The sequence below is a fragment of the Paraburkholderia sp. AV2 genome, assembly GCF_054968425.1.
Genome location: NZ_JBANLK010000015.1, coordinates 43,148 through 61,547, shown reverse-complemented (window position 1 = coordinate 61,547; position 18,400 = coordinate 43,148). Strand labels below are relative to the sequence as shown.

Annotated in this window: 15 protein-coding genes; 11 read left to right on the top strand and 4 right to left on the bottom strand. The window is 65.3% G+C overall.

The annotated features are described in order from the left end of the window. Positions 1 to 85: 85 nt before the first annotated feature. Complete coding sequence (locus V8683_RS13260; RefSeq protein WP_411190862.1) at positions 86 to 1,963, bottom strand: tetratricopeptide repeat-containing sulfotransferase family protein; 1,878 nt, start codon at positions 1,961 to 1,963, stop codon at positions 86 to 88. A gap of 129 nt (positions 1,964 to 2,092) precedes the next feature. On the opposite strand from V8683_RS13260, the gene V8683_RS13255 reads away from it, so the two are divergent. The 5 genes from V8683_RS13255 to V8683_RS13235 all read left to right on the top strand — a co-directional run bounded on the left by V8683_RS13255 (position 2,093) and on the right by V8683_RS13235 (position 8,525). Further along, the gene (locus tag V8683_RS13255; protein ID WP_411190864.1) at positions 2,093 to 3,283 is read left to right on the top strand and encodes a CaiB/BaiF CoA transferase family protein; all 1,191 of its coding nucleotides are present in this window, start codon (positions 2,093 to 2,095) and stop codon (positions 3,281 to 3,283) included. Between the two features lie 44 nt (positions 3,284 to 3,327). After that, the gene (locus V8683_RS13250) at positions 3,328 to 4,158 is read left to right on the top strand and encodes an HpcH/HpaI aldolase/citrate lyase family protein (protein WP_411190865.1); all 831 of its coding nucleotides are present in this window, start codon (positions 3,328 to 3,330) and stop codon (positions 4,156 to 4,158) included. Between the two features lie 76 nt (positions 4,159 to 4,234). Continuing rightward, on the top strand, positions 4,235 to 5,170 hold the full coding sequence (locus V8683_RS13245) for a LysR family transcriptional regulator (protein WP_411192487.1): 936 nt from the start codon (positions 4,235 to 4,237) through the stop codon (positions 5,168 to 5,170). 76 nt (positions 5,171 to 5,246) lie between these two features. Continuing rightward, positions 5,247 to 6,635 carry an MFS transporter gene (locus V8683_RS13240; RefSeq protein WP_411190867.1) on the top strand — a complete coding sequence of 463 codons (1,389 nt, stop codon included), beginning with the start codon at positions 5,247 to 5,249 and terminating at the stop codon, positions 6,633 to 6,635. A gap of 801 nt (positions 6,636 to 7,436) precedes the next feature. Further along, a complete protein-coding gene (locus V8683_RS13235) occupies positions 7,437 to 8,525 on the top strand; it encodes an OpgC domain-containing protein (RefSeq protein WP_411190869.1) in 1,089 nt (362 codons plus the stop codon). A 48-nt stretch (positions 8,526 to 8,573) separates the two neighbouring features. Here V8683_RS13235 and V8683_RS13230 read toward each other — a convergent pair whose 3' ends face one another. Continuing rightward, a complete protein-coding gene (locus V8683_RS13230) occupies positions 8,574 to 9,338 on the bottom strand; it encodes an SDR family oxidoreductase (RefSeq protein ID WP_411190870.1) in 765 nt (254 codons plus the stop codon). A 235-nt stretch (positions 9,339 to 9,573) separates the two neighbouring features. Here V8683_RS13230 and V8683_RS13225 point away from each other — a divergent pair, with 235 nt between their 5' ends. Next, a complete protein-coding gene (locus tag V8683_RS13225) occupies positions 9,574 to 10,425 on the top strand; it encodes a ProQ/FINO family protein (protein WP_411190871.1) in 852 nt (283 codons plus the stop codon). Between the two features lie 113 nt (positions 10,426 to 10,538). Here V8683_RS13225 and V8683_RS13220 read toward each other — a convergent pair whose 3' ends face one another. Both V8683_RS13220 and V8683_RS13215 read right to left on the bottom strand, forming a co-directional pair. After that, positions 10,539 to 11,195: a transglycosylase SLT domain-containing protein gene (locus tag V8683_RS13220; RefSeq protein WP_411190872.1), complete on the bottom strand. Its 657-nt coding sequence runs from the start codon at positions 11,193 to 11,195 to the stop codon at positions 10,539 to 10,541. A gap of 165 nt (positions 11,196 to 11,360) precedes the next feature. Beyond that, positions 11,361 to 12,257, bottom strand: a complete 897-nt coding sequence (locus V8683_RS13215; RefSeq protein ID WP_411190873.1) for a fructose bisphosphate aldolase — start codon at positions 12,255 to 12,257, stop codon at positions 11,361 to 11,363. Positions 12,258 to 12,501: 244 nt separating this feature from the next. Here V8683_RS13215 and V8683_RS13210 point away from each other — a divergent pair, with 244 nt between their 5' ends. The 5 genes from V8683_RS13210 (at position 12,502) to V8683_RS13190 (ending at position 18,266) form a co-directional block, all read left to right on the top strand. Continuing rightward, positions 12,502 to 13,323 carry an IclR family transcriptional regulator gene (locus tag V8683_RS13210; protein ID WP_462848775.1) on the top strand — a complete coding sequence of 274 codons (822 nt, stop codon included), beginning with the start codon at positions 12,502 to 12,504 and terminating at the stop codon, positions 13,321 to 13,323. A gap of 168 nt (positions 13,324 to 13,491) precedes the next feature. Then, complete coding sequence (locus V8683_RS13205; protein WP_411190874.1) at positions 13,492 to 14,265, top strand: SDR family oxidoreductase; 774 nt, start codon at positions 13,492 to 13,494, stop codon at positions 14,263 to 14,265. After that, complete coding sequence (locus V8683_RS13200; protein WP_411190875.1) at positions 14,262 to 15,368, top strand: phosphotransferase; 1,107 nt, start codon at positions 14,262 to 14,264, stop codon at positions 15,366 to 15,368. Before V8683_RS13205 ends, V8683_RS13200 begins: the two co-directional genes overlap by 4 nt. A gap of 101 nt (positions 15,369 to 15,469) precedes the next feature. Then, the gene (locus V8683_RS13195) at positions 15,470 to 16,687 is read left to right on the top strand and encodes an acyl-CoA dehydrogenase family protein (RefSeq protein ID WP_411190877.1); all 1,218 of its coding nucleotides are present in this window, start codon (positions 15,470 to 15,472) and stop codon (positions 16,685 to 16,687) included. Between the two features lie 22 nt (positions 16,688 to 16,709). Continuing rightward, on the top strand, positions 16,710 to 18,266 hold the full coding sequence (locus V8683_RS13190; protein WP_411190878.1) for a class I adenylate-forming enzyme family protein: 1,557 nt from the start codon (positions 16,710 to 16,712) through the stop codon (positions 18,264 to 18,266). Positions 18,267 to 18,400 lie beyond the last annotated feature (134 nt).

Genomic DNA, 18,400 nt, shown 5'->3' with positions numbered 1-18,400 from the left:
TGTAAGCGCCAGGGCAACCCGTCTTGAGGGGCGATAAAGCTCCGGAAAGCATTGTGTCCACCTGATCTACGTTGAACCAGCCTCGCTACGCCTTTCGGTTGCTCGCGAGGCCGTCCAGAAGAGGTTGCAACAATGACTGGGGCGGCCGCCAACGCCGCAACGAAGATCCGAACAGCGGTTTGCGAACCTGCTGGGCACTCATGGTCAAGACCTGGCGCCTCGTTTGATGAAACTGCATGCAGCGTTCGTCCCAGGCGAGTCCGCAGTGATCGAGCATCCGGCGGACGTTGTGCTCGAAGTCCTTGACCAGATCTTCGTAGCGGATTTCGAGCAGGGTGCCCTCCGGCAAGATGCCCCGCCAATGCGACATCAAGTCGGCGTAAGCATGATAGTAGCGGCCAAGCTCGCCCAGGTCGTAGGCAAACGGGACATCGCCGAACAGCTTTGAATAGATCGACAGGCAGGTTTCCACAGGATCCCTTTGGATGTGAATAAACCTGGCATTCGGCAAGGCCATATGAATCATGCCTAGATAGATAAAATTGAAAAGATACTTGTCTGTAATCCTAAGATAGTCGTTAGCGTTGGCAACGGCCGTGTGTATACGGTGCACATAATCGTGCCCAATCTCAGTCAATGGCGCGGCGGCCATGGCGCGGAGCGCGTCGACGTCGATCCTGCTTCCTTGGCTCGTTCGTGCCTTCAGCGCTTTTTCAAAGTCAGGTCGCTCTCCGGCTCCGAACACCCGGGGATGGCTGGAAAGTATCTGTTCGACCAGCGTTGAGCCTGAGCGTGGCATGCCTACGATAAAGACCGGGGAGCAGGATGGGTCGCCTGTGCCGCGACGGGCTTCCAGCAGCCCGGACGTGATCAGGCCGGGGATGTGCCTGAGCAGGTTGAGCGTGGATGTTTCGTCGTAGCGAATGCTGGCTCGATATAGGGCATTGGCCTTCTGAAAGTGTTCGAACGACAGTTCATGGTTTCCGTTGTCCGCCTGTGCCTGCCCGAATGCGAAGTGCAGATGCATCTGGTTGGACGGTGTTAACGAGTCGGTATGGTTGACTCGCTCGGCCATGGCAATGACGCACGGATCGCTGGTGGCCAGGCGTTTCGTTTCAACCAGAAGTCGGGAGTACGAAAAATTTTCCGGGTCGGCTGCAATCGCGTGCCGGAAGTGCGATTCCGCGCTATCCACTTCGCCTAACGACAGAAGTGTCTTCGCCAGATTGTTGTGTACCGCCGGAACGTTCGGCGCAAGTTCAACGGCTTGCCGCAAATGCCGCAGGGCCGCCTGCGAATCCCCGAGGTCATTCAGGACAGTCCCGAGATTGTTGTGCGCCTCGGAATTGCCGGGATCAAGCTCAACGGCCTTGCGATAGTGAAAGGCGGCATCCGGCAGATTCCCCTCGAACTGAAGGGCAAGCGCCAGGTGGTAGTGAAGCGTGGCGAAGCCGGGTTGCCTCGCCAATCCTTCCCGGGCGCTCCGTGCCGCCGCGGCGAACGTTTTCATCGTCAATTGGACGATGCACAGGCTGTTGTAGAACGCCGGATTGGGGAAGGCATTGATTGCGTGCGAGATCCAGGCTTCTGCGCTGGCAGGCTGGTTCGCGGCCAAGGCAACCAGACCGCGTAAGTGCAAGCCATCGGCATGCGCGGGATTGACGGCGACGAGACGTTCGAGCAACTGCGCGGCAGCGTCGAGTTTGCCCGACTGATAGGCCTGTTGAGCTTCCTTGAACTGGATCTCGCAATATTGCTGTAGGAAAACAGAATCCATGTCGAAAGCGTCGCTATCGTTCCGGCAATTGAGAGCAAATAGACGGCACGTCGGCGAGGGCGGCCGCAATCGGTACTTGACGAAAGTATATGAGATTGCAGTGCCCGGATTCCGGACGATGCGAAAAGAGGCCGGGCCGCGTGATCCGATGAAATCCTTTCGTGCCATGCCAGTCGGGCGGTTCATCGTTTGCCTCTCATCTGTTGCGGCGCATTATTTTGCGGCGCTTATGTCGTTGTTTTGAATATTTCAATGGACGCTGGCATGACCAACGCGGACGATGCGACGCATGAGAACAACGGAACAGGAACAGTCATGAAAGCGTTGGATGGCCTCAGGGTGCTCGATCTCGGAACCTTCGTCGCGGGCCCTTTCTGTGCGACGATCCTCGCGGAGTTCGGCGCCGAGGTCATCAAGATCGAGCCGCCCGACAGCGGCGATTCGCTGCGCCGCTTCGGTACGCCAACGGAATGCGGAGATACGCTGATGTGGCTCACCGAGAGCCGCAACAAGAAATGCGTGAGCCTCAATCTCGCCGACCCGCGCGGCCAGGCCATGCTGCGCGAACTGGCGGCCACCTGCGACATCGTCGTGGAGAACTTCCGGCCCGGCGTGATCGAGAAGTGGGGGCTCGACTTCGAGACGCTGCACGAGATGAACCCGCGCACGATCCTCGTGCGAATCTCGGCCTATGGCCAGGACGGTCCGAGTCGCTTCAAGCCGGGCTTCGCCAGGGTCGCGCACGCGTTTTCGGGGCTCGCCTACCTGGCGGGCGAGCCGGACCGGATTCCGGTGACGCCCGGTTCGACGTCGCTTGCCGACTACGGCTCGGGGATGTACGGCGCGATCGGCGCGCTGATCGCGCTGCAGGCGCGGGAGCGCACGGGCCGGGGCCAATGCGTCGATCTCGCGCTCTATGAATCGATGTTCCGCGTTCTCGACGAGATGGTGCCCGTCTATCACAAGTTCGGCCGCGTGCGCGAGCGCATGGGCGCGAACGCCGTCAACGTCGCCCCGCACGCGCACTACCGCAGCCGCGACGGACGCTGGATCGCGATCGCCTGCACGAACGACAAGATCTTTCGACGCTTCGCCAACGTGATGGCGCAACCGGAGCTTGCCGACGCATCGCGTTGGGGCCACGTCGCAAATCGCGTTGCCGACATCGAAGAGGTCAATCGCGTCGTACAGGAATGGGTGGGGGCGCGTGAGCACGGCGAGGTGCTGCGCGCCTGCGATGCGGGCGACGTGCCGGCGAGCCTGATTTACAGCGTTGCCGACATCTTCGAGGACGAGCAGTACCGAGCCCGCGGCAATATCCGCGTGATGCCGTCGCGCGCAGGCGAGGTGGCCGTACCGGACGTGATCCCGAAGCTGTCCGACACACCGGGCTGCGTCGAATGGCTCGGCGCCACACTGGGCAGCCACAACGACGAGATCTATCGCAATCTGCTTGGCCTCACAGATTCCGACCTTGCCGCGCTGCGCACGGCGGGCGTGATCTGACCGGGCCGGGGCGAACCGCATCGAGCAAGGAGTTTTTGTCCACCATGTCCGAATTGACCCGTTCCTATCTGTTCGCACCCGCCACCCGCCCGGAGCGCTTCGAGAAAGCGGCGCGCTCCGGCGCGGGCGCCGTGATCGTCGATCTGGAGGATGCCGTCGAGCCCGCGCGCAAGAACGAGGCGCGCGCCTCGCTCGCCGCAACGATGCCCGCGCTCTTCGATGCCGCACGGCAACGCGGCGTCGAGGTGCTCGTCCGCATCAACAGCCGCGGTACCGACGGGTACGAGGCCGATCTCGACGCCTGCGCGGCGCTCGGCGGCGGCCTCGCGGGCATTGTCGTGCCGAAGGCGGAAGACCCGGACGCCATTGCGCGCATTGCACGGCAACATCAGGGCTGGGCGCTGCATCTGCTGATGGAGTCGGCGCTGGGCTTCGAGCACATCGCGCCGCTGGCGCGCGCGCCACGGGTGTTCCGGCTGATGCTTGGCACGGTCGACCTGATGTTCGATCTGGGCGCCAATGAAACGGGCGAGCCGTTGAATTACTATCGAGCCCAGATCCTGCTGTATTCGCGCCTGGCAGGGTTGATCCCGGCGGTCGACGGCGTCTGCACGACGCTCGACGATGCGGCAATGCTCGACGACGAAGTGCGGCGAGCGCGTGCCTACGGGTTCGGCGCCAAGCTGTGCGTGCATCCCAACCAGATCGAGGCCGTCCAGCGCGGTCTCGGACCTGCGCCGCAAGAGGTGGCATGGGCGCGCCGCGTGTGCGAGGCGGCGTCCACGGGCGCCGCGGCGAGGGTCGACGGCAGGCTCGTCGACGCGCCCGTGCTCGCGCAGGCGCGCCGTATCCTCGCCGAGGCCGGTGATGCCTGACACGGAAGAGGCCGCCATGAGCGAAGGCGCGATTGCTCTGCCGTTGCCGCGTGCCCGGGTGCTCGCGCCCCTGCCCATGACCGTTTCCTCCCGCATTCCGACTGCCCCGCCTTCGAGCCGGGCCATTCATGATCTTCAGCATGTCCGCGCGTTTGTCGCGGTCGCCCGCGAGGGGAGCCTCACGCGAGCGGCACGCCTGCTGCATCTGACCCAGCCCGCGGTGAGCCTGCAGCTCAAGAGTCTGCAGGACCAGTTGAACCTGCGTTTGCTGCAGCGCTCGCCACGCGGCCTCACCTTGACCGCCGATGGGCTGAAGCTGCTGCCCTACGCCGAGCAGATCCTGCACGCGATCGGCGATTTCGAGGCGGCCGCCGGCAACATGCTGACCGTGCTGAGCGGCACGATCTCGATCGGTACGATTCTCAATCCGCCGACCATCCGTCTCGGCACGATTCTCCAGCACATGGCGAGTCACTACCCGGAAGTGCGCACGCGCCTGCGCCACTCGATGACCGGGCAGATTCTCGAACAGATCCGCAGCGGCGCGCTCGACGTCGGCTTCTATCTCGGCACCCCGAGCCAGATGGACGGGGTCGAACTGCATGCGGTCGCGCTCATGCCGCTCAAGTACTACGTCATCGCGCCGAAGGGGTGGCAGGAGCGCATCAGCGGGCGTGGCTGGGCCGAACTCGCTGCGTTGCCGTGGATCTGGACGCCGCCGACTTCGATGCACCACCGCCTGCTCAGCGACGCCTTCGATGCCGCCGGCGCGCGGCCGCATATCGCGGCGGAGGTGGATCTCGAGGCATCGATGGTCGAACTCGTGCGCGCCGGGGTCGGCCTGTCGCTCGCGCGCGAGTCGGTTGCCGTCGACGAGGCGCAGAAGCACGGGATCGCGATCTCGCGCGAGCTGCCCATCGAAATCCCGCTGTCTTTCCTCACCCTGGCCCGCCGCCGCGAGGAGCCGTTGATCGAGGCGATCTTCCTTGCCGCGCAGAAGGCGTTCGAGTAGCGCGCCGGCAGTATTGTCGCGGCCCTGGCGGGCCGCGGCGGCGAGGGCATGTAACGATAACGATACCGGAGACATCATGTCGGCTCACGCAGCAAACGCGGCACAGCGCCTCGACGCGCTGGAGATCGGGCCGTTCCACTGGCGTCTTCTCGGCCTGATCGGCGGCGGGATGTTCTTCGACGCGTTCGACAACTTCCTGACCGGCAGCGTGCTCGGCGCGCTCGTGCATCAAGGCCTGTCCGACCTGCATCTGAACGCGCTGTTCATCTCCATGGGCTTCGCGGGTCTCACGCTCGGCGCATGGGGGGCGGGCGTCGTCGGCGACCGCTTCGGCCGGCGCTTCTCCTACCAGTTCAACCTGCTCGTGTTCGGCATCACGTCGCTCGCGGCGTCACTCGCGCCGTCGATGACATGGCTCGTCGTGCTGCGCTTCGTGATGGGCATCGGGCTCGGTGCGGAGATCGTCGTCGGCTACAGCACGCTCAACGAGTTCGTGCCCGCGCACGCGCGCGGCCGCTTCGCGTCGTTGCTGAACCTGATCACGAACTCGTCGGTGCTCGTTTCCGCCGCCGCGAGCTACTTGATCATTCCGCACTTCGGCTGGCGCTGGATGTTCGCGATTCCGGGCCTCGGCGCATTGGTAATCTGGTATCTGCGCAAGTCGATGCCCGAATCGCCGCGCTGGCTCGCGGCGGTCGGCCGCCACGACGAGGCGCGGGTCGTCGTCGAGCGCATCGAGTCGCAAAGCCGGGTCCGCGCGGAGCCGGCCGTCGCCGCGCGGCAGGACGACGAGGTGCCTGGCCGTCTGCGCGACCTGTTCAGCGCGCAGCAGCTCTCGCGCACCGTTGTCGGCATCGCCGTGATCTGCATCTCGTTTACGGCGATGTACGCATTCGTCGCATGGGTGCCGACCTTCCTCGTCAAGCAGGGCTTCGGCATTTCCAGCTCGCTGCTCATCAGTTCGGCGATGTTTGCGGGCGGCCCTGCGGGCTCGCTCATCGCGATGGCGATCGCGGATCGCCTGGGGCGGAAGTGGGGGCTCGTGATCTTCTCGCTCGCGGGCGCACTGACCGGTTTTGCCTACCCGTTCGTGAAGGCGCCCGTTTCGATCGCGCTGGTCGGCTTCGGCGTTACCACGTGCATTTATGTGACGTCGGCGCTCGGCGTGGCGTGCTACGTCACCGAACTGTTCCCGACACGCTTGCGGCTGCGTGGAGTCGGGCTCTGCAACGCGGCCGGCCGCTTCGTCAACGTCGGCGTACCGTACGTCGTCGCGAACGTCTACGCGCTTGCGGGGCTGATGGGTGTCGTATCGTTCATCGGCGCGCTGTTCGTGCTGCTCGCGCTCGTGCTTGCCGCGCTCGGTGTCGAGACACGCAAGCGCACGCTGGAGGACGTGCAGGCGCCCGTCGGCGACAGCGACAAGGTAGCTGTAGGCAAAGGCCTGCATATCGGAGGCATGTGAACGACTGAAACACGGCAAACTTTGGAGGAGGGAAGCCGAATTATGACCGGGGAGGGTATGGCAAATCTTCAGAGACAGCCGGTGATGTAACTGATTTGCATTCCTAATTCTTATGACGATGGAAATCGGGCACGAGTTTTCATGGCCGGCGACTTATAGCCGGTGCCTTTGACGGACTCTATTGTTGCGGATCGCGCGCGCCTAAGCGCAAGCTTGCAGAGGTTGGGGAACCTCGTCGATGGGGCGCCGTCAATGCAGGATGCAGCACTCTTTCTGCTTACGGAAGCCTTTCCGCGTAACGGACTCGAACGTGCGTGATCTGGCACCGCGAACGTGCGAGCGATTCTTCGCTGGGCGGCGTACGCACCGAACCGGCGCGCACGCGCGGGCGATCCTCGGGAACCTGACAGGAACGAATACCGGCCGGCAGACCGAGCAAACGTCTTGCGCGACGATTGCCCGAATTGCGAAGAGCGGCATGGCGGCTGGCTTCGCGAGCGACGGGGTAGCGAACGGCGTGGCCCATTCGGCACAGTGTCGCGCGGCAGAGAATTGCTACGGGTCGTTACCAGGCCACACCTGCCAATTTTCTGGCATTAAAGTCGCATTGTGGATCGCTCGCGCTCGCGGGTCATTACACGGCCCTTTTACGGCGGGTGCGAGGAAAGAGCGTTCGCATAGCCAGGTCAATCGTCATTTATCAGGCATCCTTATAAATTTTCGGTTGCGCGCCGCATGACCGTTCGCATGCCGCCACCATCTTTCCATTGTCTTTACCGACCCGAACGGGAGCTTTCATTGATGAGTCAGACGGCGAAGCGATCGATCGAAATCGACTTTTTACGTGGATTCGCGTTGATCGCCATAGCACTCGATCACATTCCGGCGAGCGTGCTCTCGCACGGAATGCTGCATACCTTCGCCTTTTGCGATTCGGCGGAAGTCTTCGTGTTCGTGAGCGGCTATGTCTGTGCGGCAAGCTGGCTCGCGCTCGCCGCGCGCAAGGGCGTCGAGGCGGCCAACCAGCGCTTCTGGCGGCGCAGCCGGGAAATCTATGCGGCTTATCTCTGCACGGCCGTGCTCATGTTGCTCTCGGGGGCGGCGGCGGTGCTTCTGCACGTGAATTCGCCCCTCGTGGCGGGTTCGGGCTTTTTGCGCTTTGCCGCGCATCCTTTCACGATGCTTGCCAATATCGCGTTGTTCCGCGATCAGCCGTATCTAGCCGGTGTGCTGCCGATGTATGTGGTGCTCGTGACGGCATTGCCGTTCATCATGTCGGTTGCGCGCCGCTCGCCGGATCTCGCGCTCCTCGGCAGTTTCGGCATCTGGTTCGCGTCGTGCTGGCTCGCGAACGGGTTGCCTGCCGCACCTGGCGTGATCTGGCCGTTCAATCCGTTCGCGTGGCAGGCCATGTTCGTGCTCGGAATACTGTGCCGCCTCTATCCCGTGTCGCACGCCTTCCAGATATCGCGTGCCGGATGCGCGATCACGGCCGTCGCGATTGCGATTGCCGCGAGTTTCGCGTTCATCCGGCTGTTCGTGGAGATCGACCCGCAGCCGGGCTACATGAAGCAGAATCTCGCCAGCCTTCGCATCGTGAGCTTCGGCGCCGTTGCATGGCTCGCCGCGCAGGCGGTGCGGCTGGGGTGGGTTCGGCGTCTGGCCGAATATCTGCCGGCCATCGTCCGCGTCGGGCAGCAGGGGCTCGTGTGCTTCGTGGGCGGTGCCGTGGCATCGAACGTAGTCGACACGCTGTTGCGCGCCTCGCATCTGGACACCTACTTGCCTGCCCGTCTCGCGGGTGATCTGCTCGCCATCGGCGCGCTCGTCACGCTGGCCGGCGGCGCGCGCTGGCTGAAGGCCGCGCGTCCGCGCATGGCGCTCACCTGAAGCAGGCGTGAGCGGCCCGCGTTGAAGGCGAGGGCTGGCGCGGCCTCGTTACGCTTTCGCGAGTTCGCGGACGTCGGCCGTGGGCGTCGAACCGAAGGCGTCGCTCAACGCGTAATCGACGAGTTGCCGGGCAGCCGCTTCGGGCGTTGCAAGCTGGCCGTTCTGCTTCAGTTGTTCGAAGCGTTCACGCGAGGGGAACTGGTCGGCGGCCGTGGCGCGGATCGTTGCCTGCATGGCCGTATCGACGACGCCAGGCGCCACGCTGCAGATGCGCACACCTTGCGGCGCATCGAGCGCCACGGCACGCGCATGATGATCGAGCGCCGCCTTGGTCGCGCAATAGATGCTCCAGCCCGCGTACGCATTGCGCGCTGCACCGCTCGACACGTGCACGATGCGGCGTTCGGCTTCGGGGCTCGCCGCCGCCTGGGAAGCGACGGCGTTCGCGAGCATGAGCGGGGCCGTGACATTGAGTGCGACTGCTCGTGCGATCGCATCCGCTGCCTGCGCGCCGCACGGCGCGATCGGCTCCACCATGCCGGCGTTGTTGAAGAGCAGCACGCAATGGGCTTCGGCGGTGAAGCGACGTAGCGCGTCGGTGGCGAGCCAGCGCTCGATGGCGGGGGTATCGGAAAGATCGAGTGGCGTCTGGACGAGCGCGGCATGGTGGCGAGCGGCAAGCGCCGTATTCGTGCCGCGCCCGAGCCCCAGCACGCGGATGCCCCGCGCCAGCAGGAGTTCGGCTAGCGCGGCGCCCAGACCGCGGGTGTGTCCGGTGACGATGGCGCGGATCGAAGCGGGGGAAGTGGTCATGGATTGGGGCGATCGAAGGGGATCGGTACGGAAAGGAAGCGGGGCCGATGCCGCGGAAAAGCGAGGCGTGACTGTGCCGCTTCCATCGATACCGGGCAACCGGCCTGGCATGCCTTGTTTTCCGCTTTCCGAACCTCACCAGGGTATCAATATGCGCAGCACAATACGGCGTGCCAGAAATGCCGCTCGCGATTCGGTATCATAGCGTCCGATCCAATAAGGAAGAGATCTGGACGTGAAAGCCGCATCGCAACAACGCCGCACCCTGAGCTTCAAGGAAGGTCTGCAGGAAATCAAGAAGAGCATGGGGAAGGGCTCGGGGCAAAGTCCCGAAGAAACGCCGCCAGCGCCGGAAACGCCGGGAAGCAAGCCCGCGCGCAAGGGGCCTGCCGCGCACGCGAAGGACGCTCGCCCCCGCGCCCGGCCGCAGCAGCCGGGCGGCCGGCCGCAAGGGGCCAAACCCCGTCCGCCGAAGGAGGCGCGGGAAGGGCGCGCACAGCAGCCGGGCCAGCGGCCCGCCCAGCAGCGCCAGCGCCCCGTGCGCGCGGCGCAGCCGGCAGCCAACCTGACCGAGGAAGAAAAGGCGCGCATCGAGCGCAACCGCCAGCTCAATACGGTCTGGAACGTGCTTGCGAAACTGTACCCGGCGTTTCGCGATCGTCTGCCGTTGAAGATCGGCGTGGCGGAAGACCTTGTCGCACGTCACCCGGAGTACGAGCGCACGCTGATCGTCGCGGTGCTCAAGCGCCACGTCAACCACCCGCGCTATCACGAGCGCGTCGCGGCCGGCGGCTCCCGTTACGAGCTGGACGGCAGCGCTTCGGCGGGCCCGGGCATCGATCCGTCGCACGTCGGCCGCGCCAACGCGGCGCTGGCCCGCCAGAAGGCGAAGGCCGAGGCACAGGCCAAAGCCAGGGAAGCGGGGGCGGAACAGCCGCCCAAGGCTGCGGCACAACCGCAACCGGCCGGCCAGGCAGAACCGGAGCAGGCCGATGCGAAAGCGCCGGCTCAGGCCGCGGCGGTGCACGACTTGGCCGCGCCGGACGCGCCGGACACTCCGCAGGAACCCCCGGCCGCCGAAGCTTGAGCGTCGTCTGGATGCGCCATGCCGGGCCATTGCGTGCCCGGCATGTTGGCGAGACGGTACGCCTCAGTCGTTCTCTCAGTCCCGCGTGATCATTGCGTGCGGCGCAGGCGTGCTCAGTGTACGGACTGTGCGGCGGTGGCAGTCGTTGCATCCGCAGCGGACGAAGCCGCCGCCGCCGAAGCGTTGAAGGCGGGCGGAACGACGAACACGGCCGGCACGGCCGAAGCCTCGGCGCCGTCGGATGCGGGCTGCGCCGCCGCCGGCGTCTCGAACAGGCGGTTGAATTCCGCCGCGCGCGACTGGATTTTTTGCGCGTAGGCCATCGACCCGCCATAGCTCTTCATGGCTGCGTTCAGGTCGCCGCCGGCTGACTGGCGGTAACCGTAGAGGATCGACGAGCCGATATCGATATTCACGTCCGGATTAGTGAGATCCTTTACATGGCGCAGGAGATTCCGGTGTGCCGACGGTACGACCTGCATCAGGCCGGTCGCGCCGTTGGCGCCGTGCGCCTTTTCGCGAAAGCGCGATTCGGTCGAAATGATCGCCAGCAGAATGGCAGGGGGGAGAGAGTATTTTTCGGCAGCCGTGGTGACGGCCGCGGAGATCTGCGCCGCTTTTTCCTTCGCCACGCCGAACCGTTGCATCAGGTATGCGGAGATCGTGTCCGAGCCGGTGCCGGGACTGCTACTGGTGACGGGGCTTTGCTGAGCCCACGCTTGCGCAAGCAGACCCGGCAGCAGGACGATCAGGCAAAGTAATCGCCTCATGGCCAGTGCGTGTCGAGAAACGGGGAAGCAGCAAGTATAACCGCGTCGGCGGCCGGGTTGCCGGTTGCGTGCGCAGGCACCCTGGTGCGGCGCAAAAGAACAGCGTGGGAGCGGACGCCTCGCCCGCTCCCACGGCTGCCGGTTTTCCCTGCGGAAAAGGCCGCGTCAGTCTTTCTCGACCGACGCCTTCCAGATCTCGTCGATACTCGCGGCGAGGGTGGCGTCGAACTCGGCGTCGCTCATCGACTTCGTCAGATCGTTGATGAGCGCCCGCGAGAAGCTGGCGATCATGCCGTGGTTGGCCGCAAGGCGCCGGCATGCGTCGCTGCGCGAATAGCCCCCCGAAAGCGCCACCACGCGCACGACGCGCGGATGTTCGATGAGCGGTAGATAGAAGTCGGGCGTGCTCGGGATCGTCAACTTGATCATGACGTCGCGCGAGGCCGGCAGCGCATCGAGTCCCTTCAGCAGTTCGTCGCGCAGCAGCGCTTCGGCTTCGGCCTTGTCGGGAATCTTGATGGAAACCTCGGGTTCGAGAATCGGGACGAGGCCATGGGCGCCAATCTGCTCGCCCAACTCGAACTGCTGCGCGGCGATGGCGGCGATGCCCGTGGGCGACGCGCGCTCGATCACCGACCGCATCTTCGTGCCGAAGATGCCCGCCTGCACCGCGCGCGCAAGCAGGGCATCGAGCTCCGGGATCGGCTTCATGAGGCGCACGCCGTCGGCTTCCGTGGCGAGGCCCTTGTCGACCTTCAGGAAGGGCACCACGCCCCGGTCGTGCCACAGAAACGCCGGCACCGGCTTGTCCTGCGCCTTGCCGTCCATCGTCGCTTCGAACAGGATCGCACCGATGATCTTTTCGCCCGTAAAGGCCGGTGCGGTGACGATGCGCACGCGCATCCCGTGCATGAGGCGGAACATGTCGGCGTCGCCGCTGTAGGCGCTCTCGGGAATCCCGTACTGGCGCAGCGCGCCGGGCGTCGAACCGCCGCTCTGGTCGAGTGCGGCGATGAATCCGGGCTTCGAGCGCATCTGCGCCAGCATCGTTTCGTTCGGCATGGCCGTTTCTCCGTAAATGGGCGCCGATCCGGCGCGATCGGGCGGCCCGACGTTGACGAGTGTACTTGTGTCTATGCCGCGCCGTATTTTTTGCTGCGCAAGAATCTTGCGCGGCGATCCCGGCCAGCGGAAACCGGATTCTGCATTACGGAATATAATTTCGTCGACGCCAGGCGTCCGGATCGCGAGGGGTGCGGGACAGTCCGGAAAGCCGTGGCGCGATTCGAATGCTTATTTCTATTTCATGATGGCTGACATCGAGCACAAGACAGATCGGCCTGCGGCCCATAAAGAGGACCGGCATTTCGTGACGGCGCTGGCCCGGGGACTCGAGGTGCTGGCGTCCTTTCGCGGCGGGGTCACGACGTTGACCAATCAGGAAATCGCGCAGCGCTGCCGGTTGCCGCGCTCCACGGTTTCGCGTCTGACCATGACGCTCACGAAACTCGGCTATCTGATCCACCTGGAAGACAGTGGACGCTATCGCCTCGGCACCGCCTGTCTCGCGCTCGGCAGTTCGGTCCTCGCCCGCCTCGACGTGCGCAAGATGGCGCGCCCGCTGATGCAGGAACTGGCCGAGTTTGCGGGCGGCACGGTGTCGCTCGGCATGCGCGACCGCCTCTCCATGCTCTACATCGAAAGCTGCCGCGGCCCGGGGGCGCTTGCGCTCACGCTGGACGTGGGTTCGCGTATTCCGCTCGCCACCTCGGCGATCGGCCGCGCCTGGCTGGCCATGGCGCCGGCGCGCGAGCGGGCCGACGTCATGGGGCAGGTTCACGAGCTCGACGACGTCGCCTGGCCGCAGATCCGGCGGGGCATCGAGCAGGGCTTCGAAGACCATCGGTCGCTCGGCGTGACCTGCTCGTTCGGCGACTGGCAAAAAGACGTCAACGGCATCGCGCGCGCGTTCGAGCCGGGCGGCGGCCTGCCGGTCATGGCGATCAACGTGGGCGGTCCATCCTCGTCGCTTTCCAGGGCGTTTCTTCTCGAAGAGGTGAAGCCACGGCTGCTACGCCTCGTGGCTCAGCTCGAAGAGGGCGCCGTTTCGCCGCGCGAGGAAGGCTAACCCCGCCTGCCCTGCCTGCGCCGAGGGTTATTCCTGGGGAAAAGGACGAATCTGCCGTTTGCATCGCGGCCGCTGAGACGCTAGGATTTCTGCAATGCAGAATTCAAGTTCTGCTTTGCAGAATTATCCCGGCGGTTGGCAAGCCGCCTGCAAGACGAGGACGCGTCGATGGGCACAAGGGATCTGTTCAGTCTGCACGGGCGCGTCGCGCTCGTGACGGGCGGCTCGCGGGGGCTCGGCCTGCAGATGGCCGAGGCACTGGGCGAGATGGGGTGCAGGGTGGCGATCTCGGCGCGCAAGGCCGACGAACTGGATGACGCCGAAGCGCATTTGCGCGGGCGCGGCATCGAGGCAAAGACGTTCGTGAGCGACCTGCAGCAGCTCGATCGCATTCCGGTGCTGGTCGATGGGGTGCTGGCCGCGCATGGGCGCATCGACATCCTCGTCAACAATGCGGGCGCGACCTGGGGCGCACCCACCGAGGACTATCCCGACGCCGCATGGCACAAGGTCATCAACCTGAACGTGAATGCGCCGTTTTTCCTCACGCGCGAGGTGGGGCGGCGCAGCATGATTCCGCGGCGCAGCGGCAAGATCGTCAACATCGCCTCGATAGCGGGGCTGCGCGGCATGGGGCGCGGTGTGCACACGATCGCCTACAACACCTCCAAGGCGGCCATGATCAACTTCACGCGCGCGCTCGCTTCGGAGTGGGGCCGGCACGGCATCAATGTCAACGCGATTTGCCCGGGGTTCTTTCCGTCGAAGATGTCGGCGGGCCTGCTCGATTCGATCGGCGACGAAGTGATACGCCGCACGCCGCTGCAACGCTTCGGTGGCGACGACGACCTCAAGGGCGCGCTCGTGTACTTCGCCTCCGATGCCTCGCGGCATGTCACGGGCCAGTATCTCGCTGTCGACGGGGGGCGGTCCGCGATATGAAGATCGACTTCCAGAGCAGCTTCAGCGGCACGCGTCCCGTAGCGGAGGCGCATGCGTTCGACCTCGTACGGCTGGGCGCGTGGATGCGCGCGCATGTGGCGGGGTTCTCGGGGCGCTTGCGCGCCGAGCAGTTCAAGGGCGGCCAGTCCAATCCCACCTTCCTGCTCGAAGCGGACGGCCGCCGCTACGTGCTGCGCCGCAAGCCGCCGGGCACGTTGCTGCCCTCGGCGCATGCCGTGGAGCGCGAATACCGCGTGATCCGCGCGCTGGGCCAAACGGCGGTGCCTGTCGCGAAGGCCCATGCGCTGTGCGAGTACGCCGATGTGCTCGGCACGCCGTTCTACATCATGGAGTATGTCGAGGGCCGCATCTTCTGGGACCCTGCCTTGCCCGGCATGACGAGCCCAGAACGCGCGGCGATCTTCGACGAAATGAACCGCGTGCAGGCCGAGCTGCACGCACTCGATCCCGCCGCGATCGGCCTTGGCGACTACGGCAAGCCGGGGAACTACATTGCGCGCCAGGTGGCGCGCTGGACGAAGCAGTACCGCGCCGCCGAAACGGAACGTATCGAGGCGGCCGACCGCCTGATCGACTGGCTGCCGCTGCACATTCCCGCCGGCGACGAGAGCCGCATCGTGCACGGCGACTACCGGCTCGACAACGTCATCTTCCACCCGGACGAGGCTCGCATTCTCGCCGTGCTCGACTGGGAGCTCTCCACGCTCGGCCACCCGCTCGTCGATTTTGCCTATCACTGCATGATCTGGCACATGACGGCCGGCGAGCGGCGCGGACTCGTCGGACTCGATCTGCCCATGCTTGGCATTCCTTCCGAACGCGAGTATCTGCGGCGCTATCTGGAACGCACGGCACGCAAAGCGGGATCTGAAGCGGGCGTTCAAGCGGAGGTGTCGCCAGCGGAGTGGGGCTATTACCTCGTCTTCAACATGTTCCGCTTGGTGGGCATCCTGCAGGGCGTCGCGGCGCGCGCGCTGCAGGGTAACGCGTCGAGCACGCTTGCGCTCGAAACGGGGCGGCGCACGCGGCCGCTCGCCGAACAGGCGTGGGCGCTTGCGCAACAGGTCGACGCAATGCGTTGACCCCGTTCCGGCGACTACCCGGCTTGGCGCACGCAGCACCCACTGCCGGCGCCATCATTGCCCGGCAGACGGGCGCGCATATTCAGTGAGGAGATCAAACGGTGAATTTCGAGCATTCAGACAAGGTCAAGGAACTGCAGAAGCGTCTGACCGCGTTCATGGATCAGCACGTTTATCCGGCCGAAGCGACGTTCTCGGGCGAAATGGACGCGGCCCGCCAGTCCGGCAACGCCTGGCAGCTGGCCCCCGTGATGGAGGCGCTGAAGGAGCAGGCGCGCGCCGCGGGCCTGTGGAATCTGTTCCTGCCGGAGTCGCAGTATGGCGCGGGGCTCACCAACCTCGAATACGCGCCGTTGTGCGAAATCATGGGCCGCTCGGGCATCGGCACCGAGCCGTTCAACTGCTCCGCGCCCGATACCGGCAATATGGAAACGCTGGTGCGCTACGGCACGCCCGCGCAGCAGGACGAATGGCTGCGGCCGCTGCTCGACGGCACGATCCGCTCGGGCTTCGCGATGACCGAGCCCGCGGTGGCGTCGTCGGATGCGACCAACATCGAGGCGCGCATCGAGCGCGACGGCGAACACTATGTCATCAATGCGCGCAAGTGGTGGACCTCGGGCGCCAACGATCCGCGCTGCAAGATCCTGATCTTCATGGGCAAGACCGACCCTTGCAATGCCGATCCGCATCGCCGTCAGTCGATGATCCTCGTACCCATGGACACGCCGGGCGTGACGATCCTGCGGCATCTGCCCGTGTTCGGCTACGACGATGCGCCGCACGGCCACGCCGAGGTGCTGTTCGAGAACGTGCGGGTGCCGCTCTCGAACGTGCTGCTGGGCGAGGGGCGCGGCTTCGAGATCGCGCAGGGGCGGCTCGGACCGGGACGTATCCACCACTGCATGCGGCTGATCGGCCGCGCCGAGCGCGCGCTCGAAGCGATGTGCCGGCGCACGATGCAGCGCACCGCGTTCGGCCGCAAGATCGCCGATCACGGCGTTACGCGCGAGCGCATTGCCAATGCGCGTATCCTTATCGACCAGGCGCGCTTTCTCGTCCTGCATGCGGCGTGGAAAATGGACACGCTCGGCAACAAGCTTGCGCGCAAGGAGATTGCGATGATCAAGGTGGCGGCGCCCCAGATGGCCTGCCAGGTGATCGACTGGGCCATTCAGGCGCACGGCGGCGGCGGTGTCAGCGACGATTTCGGGCTCGCGCGTGCGTATGCGAGCGCGCGTACGCTGCGCCTTGCCGACGGTCCCGACGAAGTCCATCGCAACGCCATCGCCAAGATGGAACTCGGTGCCTATCTTTGAACTTGAAAGGAGTCCGAACGCCATGAGCGGAACTTTCGATCCGGCTCTTCCGCCATTCGTCAGCCTGCCCGACCAGATCCGCCAGTGGGCCGGCACCCAGGGTGAACGCGCGGCGCTCGTCTGCGAAGGCGAGACCGTGAGCTATGCGGCCCTCGACGCGCTCGCCGACCGCTGCGCGGCCGCGCTCCAGCGCGACGGCGTGGCGCCGCGCGACGTAGTCGCCATCTGCGCGACGGGCTCGATCCGCTATGTGGTGGCCTTCATCGGCGCGCTGCGCGCCGGGGCTGCCGTTGCGCCGCTTTCGCCCACGGCGCATGCGGACAGCCTCGCGGGCATGATCGAGAACGCCGGTGCGCGGCTCCTGTTCCTCGACGAAGCGGTCGAAACGGCGCTTGCGACAGCGACGGCGCTGCCCGCCGTTCGCACCATTCGCCTCGACGTGAAGGAAGGCGGCAACGCATTCGACACGTGGCTCGCGCCGGCGGGCACGGCGCCGCAGCCTGTGGCGATACAGCCGGAGTGGGCGTTCAACATCATCTATTCGTCGGGCACGACGGGCACGCCGAAAGGCATCGTGCAGTCGCACGCCATGCGCTTCGCCTACGCCCATCGCAGCACTTCGCGCGGCTACGGGCCCGAGGCCGTGACGCTGACCGCCACGCCGCTTTATTCGAACACCACGCTCGTGAGCTTCTTTCCGACGTTAGGACTGGGCGGCACCGTGGTGCTGATGCCGAAGTTCGATACCCGCCACTATCTGGAACTCGCGCAGCGTCACCGTGCGACGCACACGATGCTCGTGCCGGTGCAGTACCGCCGGCTGCTCGCGGACCCGGATTTCGACCGCTACGATCTCACGAGCTTCCAGTCGAAGTCGTGCACGAGCGCACCGTTTGCCGCGGATCTGAAGGCCGAGGTGGTGCGGCGCTGGCCCGGCACGCTCACGGAGTTTTACGGCATGACGGAAGGCGGTGCGTCGTGCGAGCTGCGGGCCGACGAGTGCCCCGGCAAGCTGCATACGGTCGGCCAGCCGATGCCCGGCCATGAAATGCGCCTGATCGACGCCGAAGGCAACGAGCTGCCTCGCGGCAGCATCGGCGAGGTGGTGGGGCGCTCGCCGACGATGATGACGGGCTACTACCGGCAGCCGGACAAAACGGCCGAGGCCGAGTGGTACGACCGCGAAGGCCAGCGCTTCATCCGCACCGGCGACATCGGCCGCTTCGACGAAGACGGCTTCCTCGTTCTGATGGACCGCAAGAAGGACATGATCATCTCGGGCGGCTTCAACATCTATCCAAGCGATCTCGAACAGGTGATCGCAGCGCATCCCGACGTGAGCGAGGCGGCGGTGGTGGGTGTCGCTTCGGAGCGCTGGGGCGAGACGCCGGTGGCCTTCGTCACGTTGCGCGAGGGCGCGGCGATCGATGCGTCCTCGCTCATGGCCTGGACCAACGAGCGGCTCGGCAGGATGCAGCGTCTCGCGCAGGTGGTGGTGGTCGAGGCGCTGCCGCGCAGTGCGATCGGCAAGGTGCTCAAGCGCGATTTGCGCGACCGTTTCGGGGCTGCGCTCGCATAGGGTGCGTTTCGATATTGTGACGTGGCAGCCGCTGCGTCAGTGCTTTCCCTACACCGCTGTTGTTACCAATAGAAATGTGTTGATATAGCGAAAATAATACGGTCGGACGGAAATTCCCCCAGTAATAAAAGGGT

What these genes read in the sequence shown, in the direction of transcription:
- V8683_RS13260 (WP_411190862.1), bottom strand. Translation starts at nt 1,963, where the DNA reads ATGAACCGCCCGACTGGCATGGCACGAAAGGATTTCATCGGATCACGC.
- V8683_RS13255 (WP_411190864.1), top strand. Translation starts at nt 2,093, where the DNA reads ATGAAAGCGTTGGATGGCCTCAGGGTGCTCGATCTCGGAACCTTCGTC.
- V8683_RS13250 (WP_411190865.1), top strand. Translation starts at nt 3,328, where the DNA reads ATGTCCGAATTGACCCGTTCCTATCTGTTCGCACCCGCCACCCGCCCG.
- V8683_RS13245 (WP_411192487.1), top strand. Translation starts at nt 4,235, where the DNA reads ATGACCGTTTCCTCCCGCATTCCGACTGCCCCGCCTTCGAGCCGGGCC.
- V8683_RS13240 (WP_411190867.1), top strand. Translation starts at nt 5,247, where the DNA reads ATGTCGGCTCACGCAGCAAACGCGGCACAGCGCCTCGACGCGCTGGAG.
- V8683_RS13235 (WP_411190869.1), top strand. Translation starts at nt 7,437, where the DNA reads ATGAGTCAGACGGCGAAGCGATCGATCGAAATCGACTTTTTACGTGGA.
- V8683_RS13230 (WP_411190870.1), bottom strand. Translation starts at nt 9,338, where the DNA reads ATGACCACTTCCCCCGCTTCGATCCGCGCCATCGTCACCGGACACACC.
- V8683_RS13220 (WP_411190872.1), bottom strand. Translation starts at nt 11,195, where the DNA reads ATGAGGCGATTACTTTGCCTGATCGTCCTGCTGCCGGGTCTGCTTGCG.
- V8683_RS13215 (WP_411190873.1), bottom strand. Translation starts at nt 12,257, where the DNA reads ATGCCGAACGAAACGATGCTGGCGCAGATGCGCTCGAAGCCCGGATTC.
- V8683_RS13210 (WP_462848775.1), top strand. Translation starts at nt 12,502, where the DNA reads ATGATGGCTGACATCGAGCACAAGACAGATCGGCCTGCGGCCCATAAA.
- V8683_RS13205 (WP_411190874.1), top strand. Translation starts at nt 13,492, where the DNA reads ATGGGCACAAGGGATCTGTTCAGTCTGCACGGGCGCGTCGCGCTCGTG.
- V8683_RS13200 (WP_411190875.1), top strand. Translation starts at nt 14,262, where the DNA reads ATGAAGATCGACTTCCAGAGCAGCTTCAGCGGCACGCGTCCCGTAGCG.
- V8683_RS13190 (WP_411190878.1), top strand. Translation starts at nt 16,710, where the DNA reads ATGAGCGGAACTTTCGATCCGGCTCTTCCGCCATTCGTCAGCCTGCCC.